Below are 16,291 nucleotides of genomic sequence, written 5' to 3' on the forward strand. Positions count from 1 at the left end.
CCAATTGGCGAGCCGACGGTCAGGGCTTAAGCCAGCGCTCGCTTACTTCGTCGCCAAATACCCCGGCAGTTCAGCGATCGAGTTCAGGACCACGTCGGCGATCGGCTCCAGGCTTTCGCGCGTGCCGGTGCCTGACAGCACTGCCACCGCAAGGCCAGCGCCGGCGGCGTGCGCCATTTCGAGGTCGTGGCGATTGTCGCCCACCATCGCGACCTGCGAAGGTTTTAGTCCAGTCAGGTCGCAGAAGGCGTGGACGGCGTCCGGCGCCGGTTTCGGATTGGCGACGCCGTCATAGCCGTAAGCCGCGTCGAACATCTGCGCGACACCCAGCGCCAGCAGCGTCTTTTCCGCGCCGCCGGTGGAATCGTTGGTCGCGACGCCCAGCCGGAACCCCGCCGCATGCAGCGCCGCGATAGCCTCCTGGCTGCCGGGCAGCGGCACGGATTGCGCCGCGCCCTCCTCGGCCGTGAACCGGTCGAAGCCGACGGTCATCTCCGCGCGTTCCGCCGGCGGCACTTGCGGATACCACAGCGCCACGATGTCCGCATTGGTGCCGGCTGCGAACACCGAATCCGCCCGAAAGCAGTGCCGCTCGAAATCGTAGCCGGCGATGGTCATCAGCGCATCGGCCTTGTCGCGGTCGCCGCTCGCGGCCTGCATCGCCAGCCTGTCGCCAATGGCGAACCACGTCGCCTGGAAGTCGACCAGCGTCCCGTCCTTGTCGAACAGGATTCCCCGAATGTCGTGCAAGATTGGCTGCCCCTACCCTTCCCGTCTCAGTGCCCGAATATGCGCCACCAGCCCTGCCGTCGAGGCGTCGCCGGCGGCATCCTTCTTCCCTTCCACGACAGGCAGCAGCGCGGTCGCCAGTTCCTTGCCGAGCTCGACGCCCCACTGGTCGAAGGAATTGATGTCAAACAGCGCTCCCTCGACGAAGACGCGGTGCTCGTAGAGCGCGATCAGCCGGCCCAGCGTGCGCGGGTCGAGGATCTTGTAGAGGATCGTCATCGAGGGCCGGTTGCCGGTGAAGACGCGGTGCGGCGCGATTTTTTCCACCTCGTCCGCCTTCATGCCCTTGCCCAGCATCTGGGCCTTGGCCTCCTCCAGTGTGCGGCCCTTCATCAGCGCTTCCGACTGCGCCAGCACATTGGCCAGCAGCAGATCGTGATGATGCTTCAGCTCCGGCTCGTGACCTTCCGCCGCCGCCAGGAATTCGACCGGAATGAAGTCCGTGCCCTGATGCAGCAACTGAAAGAAGGCGTGCTGGCCGTTGGTGCCGGGCTCGCCCCAGACCAGCGGGCCGGTCGGCGTCGTGGCCTTGGCGCCATCGAGCGTGACACCCTTGCCGTTGGATTCCATGTCGAGCTGCTGCAGATAGGCCGGCAGCCGCGACAAATGCTGGTCGTAGGGAATGACGGCGCGCGCCGGGTAGCCGCACACCACGCGATGCCAGTAGCCGACCAGCCCCATCACCGCCGGCAGGTTTTCAAGCAGCGGCGTGGTGCGGAAATGCTCGTCCATCTCATGCGCGCCGGCCAGAAACGCGCGAAAATTATCGGCGCCAATGGCGATCATGATCGGCAGGCCGATCGCCCCCCACAGCGAATAGCGGCCGCCGACCCAGTCCCAGAAGCCGAACACCCGGTCCGGCGCGATGCCGAAGGCCGCCACCTTCTCCAGCGCGGTCGACACGGCGCAAAAGTGTTTTGCCGTTGCCGCCTCGCCGAGGGCGGCCGCCATCCATTTGCGCGCCGTCTCGGCGTTGGTCATCGTTTCCACCGTGGTGAAGGTCTTGGACGCGATGATGAACAGCGTCGTTTCCGGCGACAGACCCTTCAGCGTGTCGTGCATATGCGCGCCGTCGATGTTCGACACGAAATGCGAGCGTGGCCCGTCGTGATAGGGCGCCAGCGCCAGCGTCGCCATCACCGGGCCGAGGTCCGAGCCGCCGATGCCGATATTCACCACGTCGGTGATCTTCTTGCCGGTCTCGCCACGCGACTCGCCGCTGCGCACCGCGTCGGAAAAACGCTGCATGGCGTCGAGCACGGCATGCACCTCGGGCATTACGTTTTCGCCGTCGACCATGACGGTCGTGCCCGGCGGGTTGCGCAGCGCCGTATGCAGCACGGCGCGATTCTCGGTGATGTTGATCTTCTCACCCGCAAACATCGCGGCGCGGCGTTCTTCCACCTTCGCCGCTCCAGCCAGCGCCGCCAGCAACCGCATCGTCTCGGCGTCGACCGCGCATTTCGACCAGTCGAGCAAAAGGTCGCCGTCGGTCAGCGAGAATTCTTGGAAACGCCCGGCATCGTCGGCAAAGGCCTTTCGCATGTCGGCGGGAGCCTTTTTGTGGTGGGCTTTCAGCGCGTCGAGCGCGGTCTTAACGGCGGTGCTGGTCACGGCGGTACTCCGGTTGCTCACGGGGTGCGGCGGAAATTTTACCAGACCTAGCACGCCTTGCGCCGCGAGGGGACAGTTTTGCGCGAACAGTTCAATCGATTAGCATCACACGCGCGCCTCCCGCCGCCACTGGCCCGGCGTCCAAGCATCACTGGCACAAATCCTAGGGATCAGAATTTTTGATTGGCGCAACCTATTGGACCAGGAATAGCATTCTCTGGTCCAGTAGCGACCGATGAAATCGATTCCAGCTTCGAGGAACGCCCGATGCCCCAGAGAAACGACGCGGCCATATGGTCCGGCCTGTTCCGCATCTCGGCCGAGTCCGGCCAGACCTTGCAGGCGCAGATCCGCCAGGCGATCGTCGCCGCCATTCTCGACCGCCAGATCGCAGCCTCCATGCCGCTTCCGTCCTGCCGCATCCTCGCGGAAAAACTCGGCGTGGCGCGCGGCACGGTGGTGCTCGCCTTCCAGCAACTGGTGGACCAGGGTTTTCTGGTCGCCCGCGAGCGGCGCGGCCATTTCGTCAATCCGGAAGTGCTCGCCACCCCGGCCAAGCCGCATCTGAAGCAGCCCGACACCACCAGCGAGGTGGACTGGAAGGCACTGCGCCAGTTCGCGCCGAGCGAGATGCCGCGCCCGGCCAAACATGAGAACTGGATCAAGTCGTCCTATCCGTTCGTATACGGCCAGTTCGACCCGGCGCTGTTCCCCACCGCCGAATGGCGCGAATGCAACCGCATGGCGCTGGCCGTTCTCGAAATCCGCAACTGGGCGGCCGACATGGTCGACCGTGACGACCCGCTGCTGATCGAGCAGATCCAGGCGCGGCTCCTGCCCCGGCGCGGCATCTTCGCCAATCCCGACGAGATCATTGTGACGCTCGGGGCTCAGAACGCGCTCTACATGCTGTCGACGCTCTTGATGACGAAAGGCACGAAGGTGGCGATGGAGGATCCCGGCTACCCCGACGCCCGCTCGATCTTCCGGCTGGCCGGCGCCGACATCGCGCCGGTGCCGGTCGACCGCTCGGGTATCGTCACGTCCTCGATCCCCGACGACGCCAATTTCGTCTTCGTCACCCCCAGCCACCATTGCCCGACCATGGTGCCGATGAGCGCCGAGCGCCGCCAGGACCTCCTGGCGCGCGCCAGCCGCAACGACCAGATCGTCATCGAGGACGGCTATGATAGCCAGCTCATCGACGAGGCGCCGCAGCAGGCGCTGAAGAGCCTCGACCGCTCCGGGCGCGTCATCTATGTCGGCTCAATGTCGAAGACGTTGGCGCCCGGCCTGCGCATGGGCTACATCGTCGCCCCTGCCCCGCTGATCGCCGAGTTGCGCGCGCTGCGCCGCTTCATGCTGCGCCATCCGCCGGCCAACAACCAGCGCGCCGTGGCGCTGTTCCTGTCGCTCGGCCATCACGAGGCGCTGGTGCGCCGGCTGTCGGCCGCCTTCGAGGAGCGCCGCAAGCGCCTGTCGCATGCCATCTCCGCCTTCCTGCCGGAATGGCGCTCGACGGATTCGGCCGGCGGCACATCGCTGTGGCTCGAAGGCCCGCGCGGCATCGATTCGCGCGGCCTCGCCGAAGCCGCGTCGGCGCGCAGCGTCATCATCGAGCCGGGCGACCGCTTCTTCGACCAGACGCCGAAGCCGACGCGCTTCATGCGGCTCGGCATCTCGTCGATCGCGCTGCAGCACATCGAACCCGGCATCCGCGAGTTGGCGACAGCAGCGGGGAGACGGCCGGCGGCGGCGTAAGCGGCGGTTGCGAAGCAGGCCGGGCTGACAGATGGCCCGGCCAATGCGGTTCGACGTCGGGCGTCGGATCGCAAACGTAGGCTCCGTGAAACGTCACCTGCTCTCACGAAGGCTTCAATTTCCAACTGTCCAAGCCACCTCAACTGCCTGTTGGCATCTTCTCCCCGTGAAGAACAGCTATGGCGTTCACGCAGTTTGATATTGACGGACGGCGGCGCGAGCCAATTACCCTGAGGGGCTCTGGCTTCAGTCCCGAAGGGCTCTGGCTTCAGTGATGTCGAGGCATGGATTCCCGACCTGGCCTTTGGAAGTGCGGATCGTAGCCATCGCCTGGGTGCCTGCAGCACTGGCAGCCCTGACCGCAATGGTTCTTCTCAGAGGTTCTATCATTAGTCTTATTGTACTTTGCGCTGCGGCATTCTACCTTCGGTAACCTAGTTAGAGTATGACCGTGGCGGACAGCCCAACCATTGCAGCGTTAATTTCTGGCGGCGTCTTCGGCGTGCTCGGTTTTGCGGCCAAGAGCGTCTGGGACCGCTATTTTGCTAATTACGATGACGTGCGGCTAAACGCTTGGAAGATACGTGCGGACTACTTGGAGCGCCGACTGTCGCAGTTCTATTGGCCCATCTACATCCGCTTACAGCGAGATAACGTGGTTTGGGAGCGGATACTAGAGAGGACCAACAGGAAGGAGGGTGACAAGAGCACACTAGGCTATGAGATCGACAAAAATGTGCTGCTGCCGAATAACCTCGAAATCGCGAAAATCATACAGGCGAACATTCATTTGGCGGATATGGATGAAGACCTGGAAAAGAAACTCATGGAATTTCTGCGCCACGTCGATGTCTATATGTCGCTACGCTCCGCCGGGATTGTCGACAAGGACCCTTACGATTTCGGCGAGCCTTTCCCATGGTGGCTTTTTGACGCGATCAAGACCCGGCTAGTGAAATATCAGGCCGAATATGATGAGTTAATAAGGGACCATGGCCTGTTTGATAGAACGCAGGTGAAGACAATTCGGGAAAGAATCTGGCCAGCATCACCGGCAGCATGAACTGACAACCTCACTCATCCAGGAACATATTCCTGCCCTGATTTTCTGCCGAGGGCAATGCCCGCCCGGTGGATTAAATGGGCAACCTCTTAGATATGGAATGATAGAACGGACGAGCGAAGAGCACTCAAGCTGGTGCAATAATCCTTTAGTCCTTCGGAAACGTCCTTAGACCACGGTAGAGATTGTCGCAACCGGTCATTCGGGCGCAGCGGCGATCGTGAGCGCAATCACAACTGCCGAAATCGCCACTACCACCGGAAGCGAATACCGCCATTTTTGCAACCATGGCACCGCCATCATTGCCGTGACATCCGCAACCAGTTGAACAAGAAAGCCCACTGTCGTTTAGCCCGCCTTGCGCTGCTTTTGGTACTTCGGTGGCAGTGCCTTCGCAATCTTCTTCACGATCCTGTCGAGCCACTCTTCCGAGTCGTCCGCCCTTGCTCGAAGGGGCTGGGCAGTTGGTCCGTTTGAAATTCGAGGCTTGCCAAGATAGCCTGGCGACACTTCCAATGAGAGGCAAGCATGCCAAGATTCACGCTTCATGCTCCCGGAGCCTGGGGCGAAAAGAGTGCCAGGGACTACAACTATTCGATGGCGATGGAAGTCGACGGCAGGGTCGAACTGTCCGGCCAGGGCGGCTGGCATCCCGATACGCTCGATTTCCCGGTCGGCGTTCCGATCGAGACGGAGATCAACCAGGCCTTCGACAATGTGGCCTTCATGCTGAAACAGGTCGGGCTCGGCTGGGCCGATGTCGCGCACGTCAATTCCTACCATACGCCGGAACCGGACGGGACGATCCTTGCCGCCACGGCGGAGATGGCGCGGCAGTTCCGCCTGCGCATGCCGGCCCACAAGCCGATATGGACCTGCCTGGGCGTTGCGGTGCTCGGCGACCCGAAGATGCACGTCGAAATCCGCGTCACCGCTTTCAGGGGCTGACAACAACCCGCTTGCGGCTGCTTCCAATTGCTCGGATGCCCTCTCGAGGCGGCGGTGGACTTGATAGGTGGAAGTCCGGCAATCAAGAAGACTCGGGAGGCGCTGCAGGATATTCTGGTCATGCCCGTCGCCATGGCGGATGCTCGTCGCCGTGGGGGAGATGGATGCTGGCTGAGCGCTGTGTCCCATTTTGATCGGTGTGTCCCGACCGCCGCTTTATCGGCCACTTGGTCATGCTTGTTCCGCAATAATCCACGCGGGTTGCCGACAACTCCCTGATTCTGCTTGGCTTTACAGGCATGACATTCTTTTTCGAACGGCCCTATGCCTAGGCCGGGAGGCCCCTGAGGCACGCCGTCGTCTTTCGAAAACTCCAATCTTTTCAAAGCGTTGTGCAGGCGGAGTGACGGAAGCCTCGCAGTGGCGCGGTAGTGAAGGATTATTTTCTTAGGAGCATTGCATATGTTCCCTATATGTTCCATATTGAATGCTGGCCTTGTCCGGAGGAGGCATCAGTGGAGTTTGGAGACGCGAGTACGACAATCGAGCGATACCGGGAAGCGTTGAAGCATATTCTGTTGATGCTCGTCGGCATGGCCGAGATGGGTTTTGGCAGGCCGCTGTCGCTGGTGCTTGGCGAAGCCGCTGTCGCTCCGAGATTGGGACGGGCCGGAAAGCCAGGGAGAAACAAGCCACCGGCGGCGCTCTGCCTGCCGCGCCATCTCTACCGCGCCATTCTTCTGCTGCTGCGTCCGGCCGAATCCGCCGCCCGGCGGCTGATCATCGCGGCGGCGCAAGGCATCGTGGTGACGCTGCCGCCGTTTCGTCCGCGAAAGCTCAAGCCGAAGATTGCCGACACGGTGGCCGCCATGCGCCGCCTCGGCCTTGCCGTCACCCTGTCGAGAGAAGACTTTGCCCGCTATCAAGCCGAGCGGAAAGCCGCCGAACGGCGCGCTGCCAGGCCGCGTGGACAAAACCTGTCGCTGCTCGATGCGCTGAAATATCCCTTCCGCATCCGCCGCAAATATGTGCCGGCGCATGCCGTGCCGCGCATCCGGTCGCTCGACGACGACGCGCCACGCATATCCCTGCCGCCGCCGCCGTCGCAGAACGATCCGATCAATGCGGCAAAACTGACGCTCAGGCTGGAGGCGCTGGGTCAGGCACTCGACGATCTTCCGGGACAGGCGCAGCGTTTCGCCCGCTGGAAGGCGCGCAACGATGCAGGTCTTGCACGCGACAAAGCGGCTCGCGACGCGGCGGCCGCGCAGGGCAAGCCGGGCCCGATCCGCTTCCGGCGTTTTTCGCCGCTGAGGCGCGGACGGCCGCCGGGCGGAAGATTGCCGCGCTTCGATCCGGATGCTCCGAAACGGAAGAACATCCGCGAGGTCGACGAGATCCTGGCGCACGCCAACGCGATGGCGCACTACGCGCTGGAGCCGCCAAGGCGGGATACGTCATGACGGGGCCGGCCGAGCAGGCGAGCCGCAGAAAGCAAAGTATCTCAACGACTTAGCGGCCAAACGAAACAAGAATCCGGGCGTGGCGGCGAAGACGGCTGAATGCAGGGGACAGTTTACTTTTCCGCAGAAGGGCGCAGCCGCTTCAAGGCTAGCGCAGCCGGAAAAGTAAACTGTCCCCGGGCGCTTGCGCCGGTCCGGCCGCCACGGCCGGCGCAAATTTTTCCGGAGCCCCCGGCGGCGAAGCCACCCCGAACTCGTGGCTGCCAATAGCCCCGCACATTGGGGCGCCACCCGCGCCCCTTCCGCGTTTCAAGCCGCTTCGAGCGAGGCCATGTCGATCACAAAACGGTAGCGCACGTCGGCGCGCTCCATGCGTTCGAACGCCGCGTTGATGTCCTGCATGGCGATCATCTCGCAATCCGGCAGGATGTTGTGGCGGGCGCAGAAGTTGAGCATCTCCTGCGTCTCGGCGATGCCGCCGATCGGCGAGCCCGACAGCCGGCGCCGGCCCATCAGCAGCGGCAGCGTGCTCTGTTCCTCGATCAGCCCGAGCTGGCCGACGATCACCAGCGTGGCGTCGACGTCGAGCAGCGGCATGTAGGGCGACACGTCGTGGCGCACCGGGATGGTGTCGATGATCAGGTCGAAGCTGCTGGCCGCGGCGGCCATCGCGGCCTCGTCGGTCGAAATCAGCACCCGGTCGGCGCCGAGCGCCAGTGCGTCGGCGGTCTTGCCAGCGCTGCGGCTGATGACGGTCACGTCGGCGCCGAGCCCCACCGCCAGTTTTACAGCCATATGGCCGAGCCCGCCCAGTCCGATCACGCCGACCCGGCTGCCCGGCCCGGCATTCCAGGTGCGCAGCGGCGAATAGGTGGTGATGCCGGCGCAGAGCAGAGGCGCCGCCCGCGCCATGTCGAGCCCGTCCGGCAGCGACAGCACGAACTCCTCGCGCACCACGATGTTTTTGGAATAGCCGCCATAGGTCGGCTCGCCGGTGATGCGGTCGCGGCCGTTATAGGTCTGCGTCACCACCTCGCGGCACAACTGCTCCTCCCGCTTCAGGCACTGGTCGCACCTGCCGCAACTGTCGACGATGCAGCCGACCGCCACCGCATCGCCCGCCTTGTAGCGGGTTACGTCCTTGCCGACGGCGGTCACCCTGCCGACGATCTCGTGGCCCGGAACGATCGGATAGGTCGAAAAGCCCCAGTCGTTGCGCGCCTGGTGCAGGTCGCTGTGGCAGACGCCGCAATAGAGGATCTCGATCGATACGTCATTGGCGCGCAGGTCGCGCCGGTTGAATTCGAAACGGGCAAGGGGAACGGTGGCGTCGGTCGCTGCATATCCGGTCGTCTTCATGATAAACCCTCTCTATCTGGATGGATGCCGGTTTTCCGGGTGGATGTTCGGCGCCGGTCAGAACCGCTCGCCGACCATGTCTTCGCTCTTCGCCCACAGCGCCCTGGCGTTGTCGGGATCGAGCGCATAGGACCTGACGCCGGCGCGCGCCGACACGTCGTCGATCCGGGCCACGTGGCAGTCCAGGCAATAATGCCCGCCGACCTCGCCCGCCGGCGCGACCACGGCCGCCCAGACGGATGTCGCCGCACCTTGTGGAACCGTCTTCAGTTGCATCGGCGGCTCGCCGTCGGGTGGCGCGGTCACCATCGCTTTCATCAGCCCGTCCAACTCCTCCTGGCTCATATGTCGGGTCAGCTCGGTAAGAATGCCGCCGGGATGCACAGCCGTGGCGCGCACGCCCTTTTCCTTGTGACGGCGGTCGAACTCGACAGCAAACAGGATGTTGGCGGTCTTGGAGCGGCCATAGGCGACGAAGGGTTCATAGGGCGTATGGTCAAAATTCGGATCGTCGAGATCGACATCGGAATAGCGGTGGCCCGCCGACGACAGGTTCACCAATCTCCCGCCTGGCTTCAGCAGCGGCGCGATGCGGTTGACCAGCACGAAATGACCGAGATGGTTGGTCCCGAACTGCGTCTCGAAACCGTCCACCGTCCTGCCTTGCGGCGCGGCCATGACGCCGGCGTTGCAGATGATGACGTCGAAGGCTCGGCCATCGGCGAGCAGCGCATCCGCGCAGGCCCGCACGCTCGCCAGCGAGGCGAGATCGAGCGCGACCAGTTCAAAACTGCCGCCGCTTGCGGTCGCAGCCGATCGAACGATTTCGGTGGCTGCCCGCGCCTTGCCGAGATCGCGCGCCGCCCCGACGACCCTGGCGCCATGCGCCGCCAGCGCCCGCGCCGTCTCGACGCCGAGCCCAGCGGATACACCGGTCACGAGGATGCGCTTGCCGGAAAGGTCCACGCCCTTCAACACGTCATCCGTCGTCGATTCCGCTCCGAAAGCGTTCGTCATCATCCTGTCTCCTTGGATGGTCTGCGGTGCCCGTGGGCAGGAAGGATGGGCATCGGGACGCGACGAGGCGCGCCGTTGCCTCCATATTTGGGCAATCGATCGCGCCGGGCCGCGCCCGATCGTGTCGATCTCTTGCCTATTTCTATCAAACCACGCGGCCGGCGGGTTGGCCCGACTTGCCGAAGCCTACACGCGACGCCACCTATCGGTCATGCAGCACCTGTTGACGGAAATGAGCGAACTGGCCAGGCGGCACGCAGGCGATGCGGGCCTGGTGCGGATCACCCCGAATGTCTCAATCATGATCGCTGGGTCGGTTACAAAGCCGACGCCGACCGTCTACGAGCCGATGCTGTGCCTCGTCCTGCAAGGCGCCAAGCATGTGATGATCGGCGACCAGGTGCTGCGATACGACCCGGCTTCCTTCTTCATCGCTTCGGTCGAATTGCCGGTCTCCGGCCAGATCGTCGAGGCGAGCGCCGACCGGCCCTATATCTGCGCCAGCCTGCGGCTGGACCGCGAGGAGCTGGCGGCGCTCATTCCCTCCGTGCCGGAGCAGCCCGACGGCCAGACCGCCGGCTTCGGGGTCAGCCCGGTCACGCACAAGATGCTCGACCCGTGGGCGCGGCTGCTGGCGCTGCTCGACGCACCGGAGGACGTTCCGGTGCTGGCGCCGATGCTGCAACGCGAAATCCTCTACAGATTACTGCAGGGTCCGCAGGGCGGCGTGCTGCGCCAGATCGCGCGGGCCGACAGCCGCCTGTCGCAGGTCCGCCAGGCGCTGCTGTGGATCCGCGCGCATTTCGATGAGGCGATCCGCGTCGAGGCGTTGGCCGAAATCGCCGGCATGAGCCCCGCCTCGTTCCACCGCCACTTCAAGGCGGCGACCGCGATGAGCCCGTTGCAATATCAGAAGATGCTGCGGCTCCAGGAGGCACGGCGGCTGATGGTCGTCAGCGCCAGCACGACCCAGGCCGCCTACCGCGTCGGCTATGAAAGCGCCTCGCAGTTCAGCCGCGAATATGCCCGCATGTTCGGCGTGTCGCCATCGCGCGACGCCGAGCGCTTGCGCGGCGAGCGCATCGATCTTCGGGAAGCAAGCAGCGCCGCCTGACATCCTGCTTCCCTTGAGGCAGCTATCTCAGGAGGTTTTCTGGCCCATCCGGCCGTAGCGGCTGGTCCATCCGCGCGAAAACGCGGCGCGGCATAGTCTTCCGTGAAGGGGCAATCGAGGTTGCGAATCCGGCTTGCAAAAAACTTAGCCGGCGCCTCGAATCGAGAGAAAAAACATGTCTGTCACCGCAGAATTGCAGACTTCCGGCCAGGATTCGGGAGCCGACGGGCGTTCGCGCCGCTCCGGCGGCCGTGAGGCGCGACGAGCGTTGCGCTCGGCGCCGCTGGCCGACGACATCAGGCCGATCCGGCCGGGACTGGAGGGCGGCAGGTACAAACCATTGGTCCAGCAGGACCTGGAAAAGATTCATGGTGCCGTGCTGCATCTGCTCGAAACCGTCGGCTTCGCCAATGCCATCCCGAGCTGCATCGAGGCGCTGACGCGCGCCGGCGCGACGCTCGGCGAAGACGGACGCCTGCGCTTTCCGCGCGCCCTGATCGAAAATACGATCAAGACCGCGGCGCGCAATTTCACCCTGCACGGCCAGGACCCGAAATACGACATGCTGATCCAGGGCAGCCGCGTGCATTACGGCACGGCGGGCGCGGCTGTGCACCTCGTAGACGTGGAGAAACGCGAATATCGCGAGTCGCTGCTGCAGGATATTTATGACGCCGCCCGCCTCGTCGAGGGGCTGGACAACATTCATTTCTTCCAGCGCCCGATGGTTCCGCGCGATGTACCCGATCCGCTGGAGATGGATTTCAACACGCTCTACGCCTGCGTGATGGGCACGTCGAAACATGTCGGCACCTCCTTCACCGTGCGCGAGAACGTGAAGCCGGCACTGGAGATGCTTTACGCCATCGCCGGCGGTGAGGAGAATTTTCGCGCAAGGCCGTTCGTGTCGAACTCCAACTGCTTTGTCGTGCCGCCGATGAAATTCGCTGAAGACGCCTGCGGCGTGCTGGAGGCCTGCGTCGAGGGCGGCATTCCGATCCTGCTGCTCTCGGCCGGCCAGGCCGGGGCGACCGCGCCGGCGGCGATCGCCGGCGCGGTGGTGCAGGCGGTGTCTGAGGTGCTGGTCGGCCTGGTCTATGTCAACGCCATAAAACCCGGCCACCCCTGCATCTTCGGCACCTGGCCGTTCGTGTCGGACCTCAGGACCGGCGCCATGTCCGGCGGTTCGGCCGAACAGGCGCTGCTGACCGCCGCCTGCGCGCAGATGGCACAGTTCTACGACCTGCCGGGCGGGTCGGCGGCGGGAATGGCGGATTCGAAACTGCCCGACATCCAGTCGGGCTATGAAAAGGGCATCACCAACGTCATGGCCGGGCTTTCCGGCCTCAATCTCGTCTATGAGTCCGCCGGCATGCACGCCTCGCTGCTCGGCTTCTGCCTGGAAAGCCTGATCATCGACAACGACATGCTCGGCCATTGCCAGCGCTGCGTGCGCGGCATCGAGGTGTCGGACGCAGCCCTCTCGCTCGACACCATCGCCGAAGTCTGCCTCAACGGTCCCGGCCACTATCTCGGCAACGAGCAGACGCTGCGCCTCATGCAGACCGAATATTTTTACCCCGCCATCGGTGACCGGTTCTCGCCTAAGGAATGGAACGAGAAGGGCAAGCCCGACATCCTTTCACGCGCCATCGCCGAGAAGAAGCGCGTGCTGGCCGAGCGCTTCCCCCGCCACGTGCCGAAGGTTCTGGACGACCGCCTGCGCGCAAAATTCGGCGACCTCATCAAGCTACCCCGCGGTGGCATGGGGCTGTAGCCCAGCCGCGACCGGACCAGGACTCGTCAAAGCGCGAGCGCCGAAACGTCGAGCAGCAGGTCGTCGCGGTTGGCTATCGCATCGGCTCGCTTTTGAAGGCCCGGGCGAGGAAATCGATGAATGTCCGCACGGCCGGCAACAGCCCGCGGCGCGTTGGAAACACGGCATGGGTTATGCCTTGCGGCGATTTCCATGCCGGCAGCACGATTTCCAGCAAACCTTGCCGGACCTCGTTCTCGACCAGGAGATATGGCAGTTGGGCTGCCCCGACGCCTTGCAGGGCGGCTTGCCTCAGGGTGAACATTTCGCTGCTGATGAGCCGCGGCCGGTGAACGACGGATTGCAACCGGCCCTGATCGTCTGAAAGAGCCCAGGAATGCTCTGACGAACGCGACGGCAGACTGGCGCTCGGCCAGCCTGCCAATTGCTCCGGGTGTTCGGGCCGTCCCTGGCGTTCCAGAAACCTGGGACTGGCCACCAGCGCCAGCCTGCCTTGCCCGAGCTTGCGGATGACTAGGTTGCTGTCCTCCAATGGCGGCTGGCGGACACGCACCGCGACGTCGAAGCGTTCCTCGATCACGTCGACGCGACGGTCGGTGGCTTCGAGATGCATTGTAACGAGCGGATATCTTGCCAGAAACTCCCCGGCGATCGCCCCCACCTTGACCTGCACGAGGGATACGGGACAGGCGACCCGCAGGAGGCCGCGCGGCTCCGCGCGAAACTGTCCGATCGTGTCCATCGCCGCCTCGGCGTCGACAACCATCGCCTGGCAATGCTGGTAGAAACTTAGTCCGACATCCGTCACCACGAATTGTCGGGTGGTCCGGTGGATCAGGTGGACGCCGAGCCGGTCCTCGATCAGTGCGACACGCCGGCTCAGTTTGGATTTCGGAATGCCGAGCGCGCGGCCGGCGGGCGCGAAACCGCCGTGTTCGACGACCGCGGCGAAATAATAGAGGTCGTTCAGGTCTTCCATCGTCGCTGCCATTCGTCGTCCCAGGAATAGGACGAAGAGTTGCAGCTTTGCCGGCTACTCGCAACATCGTTCCAAAAGTAGTGCATCGCTCCGAAAACGTGGCCCGGCAATCCCGCTGGCGCCCCAACCTGTTTCAGGAGAACTTCGATGCCTACCCCTTCCTTCTTCGGCCCGGAAATCCTGGTCAATACGACCATCTCGGGATTTCAAGGCACTCCCTCCATCGCCGGTCTCGCCGGCGGCAAATTCGTCGCGGTGTGGGAGGACCTGTCCGAACCCGGCGGCTTCTTGAACATTCGCGTGCAGCTCTTCAATGCGGACGGCAGCAAGCTCGGCGGCGAGTTTGTCGTCAACGGCAACGAGGTCTCCGCCGCCGGTCAGCCGACGGTGACTGCACTTGAGGACGGCCGCTACGTGGTCGCCTGGACCAACGCGTCGCCCACCGATGCGGGCGACGGCTCCGGGTCGAGCGTCAAGGCGCGCGTCTTCAACGCCGACGGCTCGCCGGCCGGAAATGAATTCTTCCTCAATTCCGAGACACGACTCGACCAAACCGAGATCTCGATCTCGGCCCTGGCCGATGGTGGGTTTGCCGCCTCCTGGTCGCATGACCATGGCGTTGGTGACCTGGACATCCGCGGCCGTGTCTTCAATGCCGACGGAACGCCACGCACCGGCGCCGAGTTCGCCATCGACGGCAGCATCGGGCTTGAAGTGAGCTCGGCGACCGCCGGCCTGGCCGGCGGCGGCTTCGTCTCGGTCTGGGTGGACTCCGGCGGTGACGGCGAGACCGACGGCTCGGGCTCGCATATCCGCGCCCAGAGATTCGACGCCAACGGCGCGGATGTCGGCGACGAGTTCGTCGTCAATTCCACGACCCTCAACGACCAGTCCGAACCGACGGTCACGGCGCTGGCGAATGGCGGCTTCGCGGTCGCCTGGACCCATAGGTTCGACGCCGACGACACGGACGTGATCCTGCGCATCTTCAACGCCAACGGACTGCCGGTGACGAGTGATGTGTTCATCGACGGCGACTTCAACATCAATGAGAACAGTGTGTCGATGGTCGGCCTCCCCGACGGCCATTTGTTCGTCACGTGGACCGACGCGGACAGCACCGGCGAGGGCGACGGCTCACTCTCCCACATCCGCGGCCAAGTCATCAGCGGTGGCGACGGCAGCGCGTTGAGCGGCCCGTTCATCATCAACACGACTGCTCCGCTGGAGCAACTGGATCCATCGGTAACGGTGCTGGCCGATGGCCGGGTGGCGGTCTCATGGATGGATGGAAGCCAGAGCAGTGGCGCCACCGGTTTCGACGTCCGGGCCCAGATCATCGACCCGCGCACGGCGGCGGTGAACCTCACCGGCAGCGACGCGGTGGACGACTGGGACGGCACCGCTTTCGCCGACACGCTGAACGGCAAGGGCGGCGCCGACAGGATGGCGGGTGCCGCCGGCAACGACACCTATTTCGTCGACAATGCCAAGGATGTGATCGTCGAGGCTGCAGGCAAGGGCAATGACACCGTGGCGGCGAACACCAGCTATGTGCTGGCGGCCGGAGCGGACGTCGAGACGCTGCGCACCACCTCCAACGGCGGCACGTCGGCGATCAATCTGACCGGCAACGACTTCGCCCAGACCATCATCGGCAATGCCGGCGCCAATGTCCTCAAGGGCGGCGGCGGCGCGGACACCATGCAGGGCCTCGGCGGCAACGACGTCTATTCCGTCGACAACGCCAAGGATGTCGTCATCGAAGGCGCCGGCCAGGGCAAAGATGTCGTCTCGGCCTCCTTCAGCTACACGCTCGGCGCGGATGCACAGATCGAGACGCTGCGGACCAGTTCGAACGCCGGCACCGCGGCGATCGACCTGACCGGCAACAACTTCCCCCAGACGGTGGTCGGCAATGCCGGGGCCAACACGCTGCGCGGCCTCGGCGGCAACGACGACCTTCAGGGGCTTGCCGGCAACGACAAGCTGCTCGGCGGCGACGGAGACGACGATCTTTTCGGTGGGCTAGGCTTCGACAAGATGGGCGGCGGCGGCGGCAAGGACGAGTTCGTCTTCTCTGCGCTTGCTGAATCCGGCATCGGCGCGGCCAAGGCGGACCAGATCACCGACTTCTCCGCCGGCGACAAGATCGACGTCGCGGCGATCGACGCCATCGCGGGCGGCAGCTTCAACGCCTTCAAGCTCGACGCGGGTGGCGCCTTCTCCGCCGGCGAGATACGCCAGACGGTGTCGGGCGGCAATCTCGTGCTGGACTTCAATGTCGACGCCGACACTGCGGCGGAAATGTCTGTGGTGCTGATCGGCCAGACGGCGCCGCTGTCGGTAGGCGATTTCGTGCTGTTGTCCTGAGCCGGCTCAGCCGCCGGCACCCGATCTTTCACGC

General features: G+C 64.3%; 12 protein-coding genes. 7 read left to right on the forward strand and 5 right to left on the reverse strand.

Going from position 1 to position 16,291, the window contains the following annotated elements; translation table 11 throughout:
- Positions 1-42 precede the first annotated feature (42 nt).
- Complete coding sequence (locus ACH196_RS07515; RefSeq protein WP_396646221.1) at positions 43-750, reverse strand: HAD family hydrolase; 708 nt, start codon at positions 748-750, stop codon at positions 43-45.
- A 12-nt stretch (positions 751-762) separates the two neighbouring features.
- Positions 763-2,403 carry a glucose-6-phosphate isomerase gene (gene pgi, locus ACH196_RS07520; RefSeq protein WP_396646223.1) on the reverse strand — a complete coding sequence of 547 codons (1,641 nt, stop codon included), beginning with the start codon at positions 2,401-2,403 and terminating at the stop codon, positions 763-765.
- Between the two features lie 267 nt (positions 2,404-2,670).
- Here pgi and ACH196_RS07525 point away from each other — a divergent pair, with 267 nt between their 5' ends.
- The 4 genes from ACH196_RS07525 (at position 2,671) to ACH196_RS07540 (ending at position 7,638) form a co-directional block, all read left to right on the forward strand.
- Positions 2,671-4,164, forward strand: coding sequence for a PLP-dependent aminotransferase family protein (locus ACH196_RS07525; RefSeq protein WP_396646224.1), 1,494 nt, complete (start codon positions 2,671-2,673; stop codon positions 4,162-4,164).
- Positions 4,165-4,615: 451 nt separating this feature from the next.
- Positions 4,616-5,227 (forward strand): hypothetical protein, encoded by a 612-nt coding sequence (locus ACH196_RS07530; protein ID WP_396646226.1) that lies wholly within the window; start codon positions 4,616-4,618, stop codon positions 5,225-5,227.
- Positions 5,228-5,755: 528 nt separating this feature from the next.
- Positions 5,756-6,175, forward strand: a complete 420-nt coding sequence (locus ACH196_RS07535) for a Rid family hydrolase (protein ID WP_396646228.1) — start codon at positions 5,756-5,758, stop codon at positions 6,173-6,175.
- 515 nt (positions 6,176-6,690) lie between these two features.
- Entirely contained in the window at positions 6,691-7,638 is a 948-nt protein-coding gene (locus ACH196_RS07540; protein ID WP_396646230.1) for a hypothetical protein, read from the forward strand.
- Positions 7,639-7,947: 309 nt separating this feature from the next.
- Here the strand turns inward: ACH196_RS07540 and ACH196_RS07545 are convergent, their stop codons facing one another.
- The gene (locus ACH196_RS07545) at positions 7,948-8,997 is read right to left on the reverse strand and encodes an NAD(P)-dependent alcohol dehydrogenase (protein ID WP_396646232.1); all 1,050 of its coding nucleotides are present in this window, start codon (positions 8,995-8,997) and stop codon (positions 7,948-7,950) included.
- Between the two features lie 57 nt (positions 8,998-9,054).
- The gene (locus ACH196_RS07550; RefSeq protein WP_396646234.1) at positions 9,055-10,014 is read right to left on the reverse strand and encodes an SDR family NAD(P)-dependent oxidoreductase; all 960 of its coding nucleotides are present in this window, start codon (positions 10,012-10,014) and stop codon (positions 9,055-9,057) included.
- 166 nt (positions 10,015-10,180) lie between these two features.
- Here ACH196_RS07550 and ACH196_RS07555 point away from each other — a divergent pair, with 166 nt between their 5' ends.
- The gene (locus ACH196_RS07555) at positions 10,181-11,128 is read left to right on the forward strand and encodes an AraC family transcriptional regulator N-terminal domain-containing protein (RefSeq protein WP_396646236.1); all 948 of its coding nucleotides are present in this window, start codon (positions 10,181-10,183) and stop codon (positions 11,126-11,128) included.
- A gap of 175 nt (positions 11,129-11,303) precedes the next feature.
- Complete coding sequence (locus tag ACH196_RS07560) at positions 11,304-12,905, forward strand: trimethylamine methyltransferase family protein (protein WP_396646238.1); 1,602 nt, start codon at positions 11,304-11,306, stop codon at positions 12,903-12,905.
- A gap of 73 nt (positions 12,906-12,978) precedes the next feature.
- On the opposite strand, the gene ACH196_RS07565 is transcribed toward ACH196_RS07560, so the two are convergent.
- The gene (locus ACH196_RS07565) at positions 12,979-13,884 is read right to left on the reverse strand and encodes a LysR substrate-binding domain-containing protein (RefSeq protein WP_396646286.1); all 906 of its coding nucleotides are present in this window, start codon (positions 13,882-13,884) and stop codon (positions 12,979-12,981) included.
- Between the two features lie 147 nt (positions 13,885-14,031).
- Here ACH196_RS07565 and ACH196_RS07570 point away from each other — a divergent pair, with 147 nt between their 5' ends.
- On the forward strand, positions 14,032-16,257 hold the full coding sequence (locus ACH196_RS07570) for a calcium-binding protein (RefSeq protein ID WP_396646240.1): 2,226 nt from the start codon (positions 14,032-14,034) through the stop codon (positions 16,255-16,257).
- The last annotated feature ends 34 nt before the right edge of the window (positions 16,258-16,291 follow it).

The sequence above is a fragment of the Mesorhizobium sp. IMUNJ 23232 genome, assembly GCF_044326205.1.
Lineage (GTDB): Bacteria > Pseudomonadota > Alphaproteobacteria > Rhizobiales > Rhizobiaceae > Kumtagia.

What these genes read in the sequence shown, in the direction of transcription:
- ACH196_RS07550 (WP_396646234.1), bottom strand. Translation starts at nt 10,014, where the DNA reads ATGACGAACGCTTTCGGAGCGGAATCGACGACGGATGACGTGTTGAAG.
- ACH196_RS07565 (WP_396646286.1), bottom strand. Translation starts at nt 13,884, where the DNA reads ATGGAAGACCTGAACGACCTCTATTATTTCGCCGCGGTCGTCGAACAC.
- ACH196_RS07525 (WP_396646224.1), top strand. Translation starts at nt 2,671, where the DNA reads ATGCCCCAGAGAAACGACGCGGCCATATGGTCCGGCCTGTTCCGCATC.
- ACH196_RS07535 (WP_396646228.1), top strand. Translation starts at nt 5,756, where the DNA reads ATGCCAAGATTCACGCTTCATGCTCCCGGAGCCTGGGGCGAAAAGAGT.
- ACH196_RS07560 (WP_396646238.1), top strand. Translation starts at nt 11,304, where the DNA reads ATGTCTGTCACCGCAGAATTGCAGACTTCCGGCCAGGATTCGGGAGCC.
- ACH196_RS07545 (WP_396646232.1), bottom strand. Translation starts at nt 8,997, where the DNA reads ATGAAGACGACCGGATATGCAGCGACCGACGCCACCGTTCCCCTTGCC.
- ACH196_RS07570 (WP_396646240.1), top strand. Translation starts at nt 14,032, where the DNA reads ATGCCTACCCCTTCCTTCTTCGGCCCGGAAATCCTGGTCAATACGACC.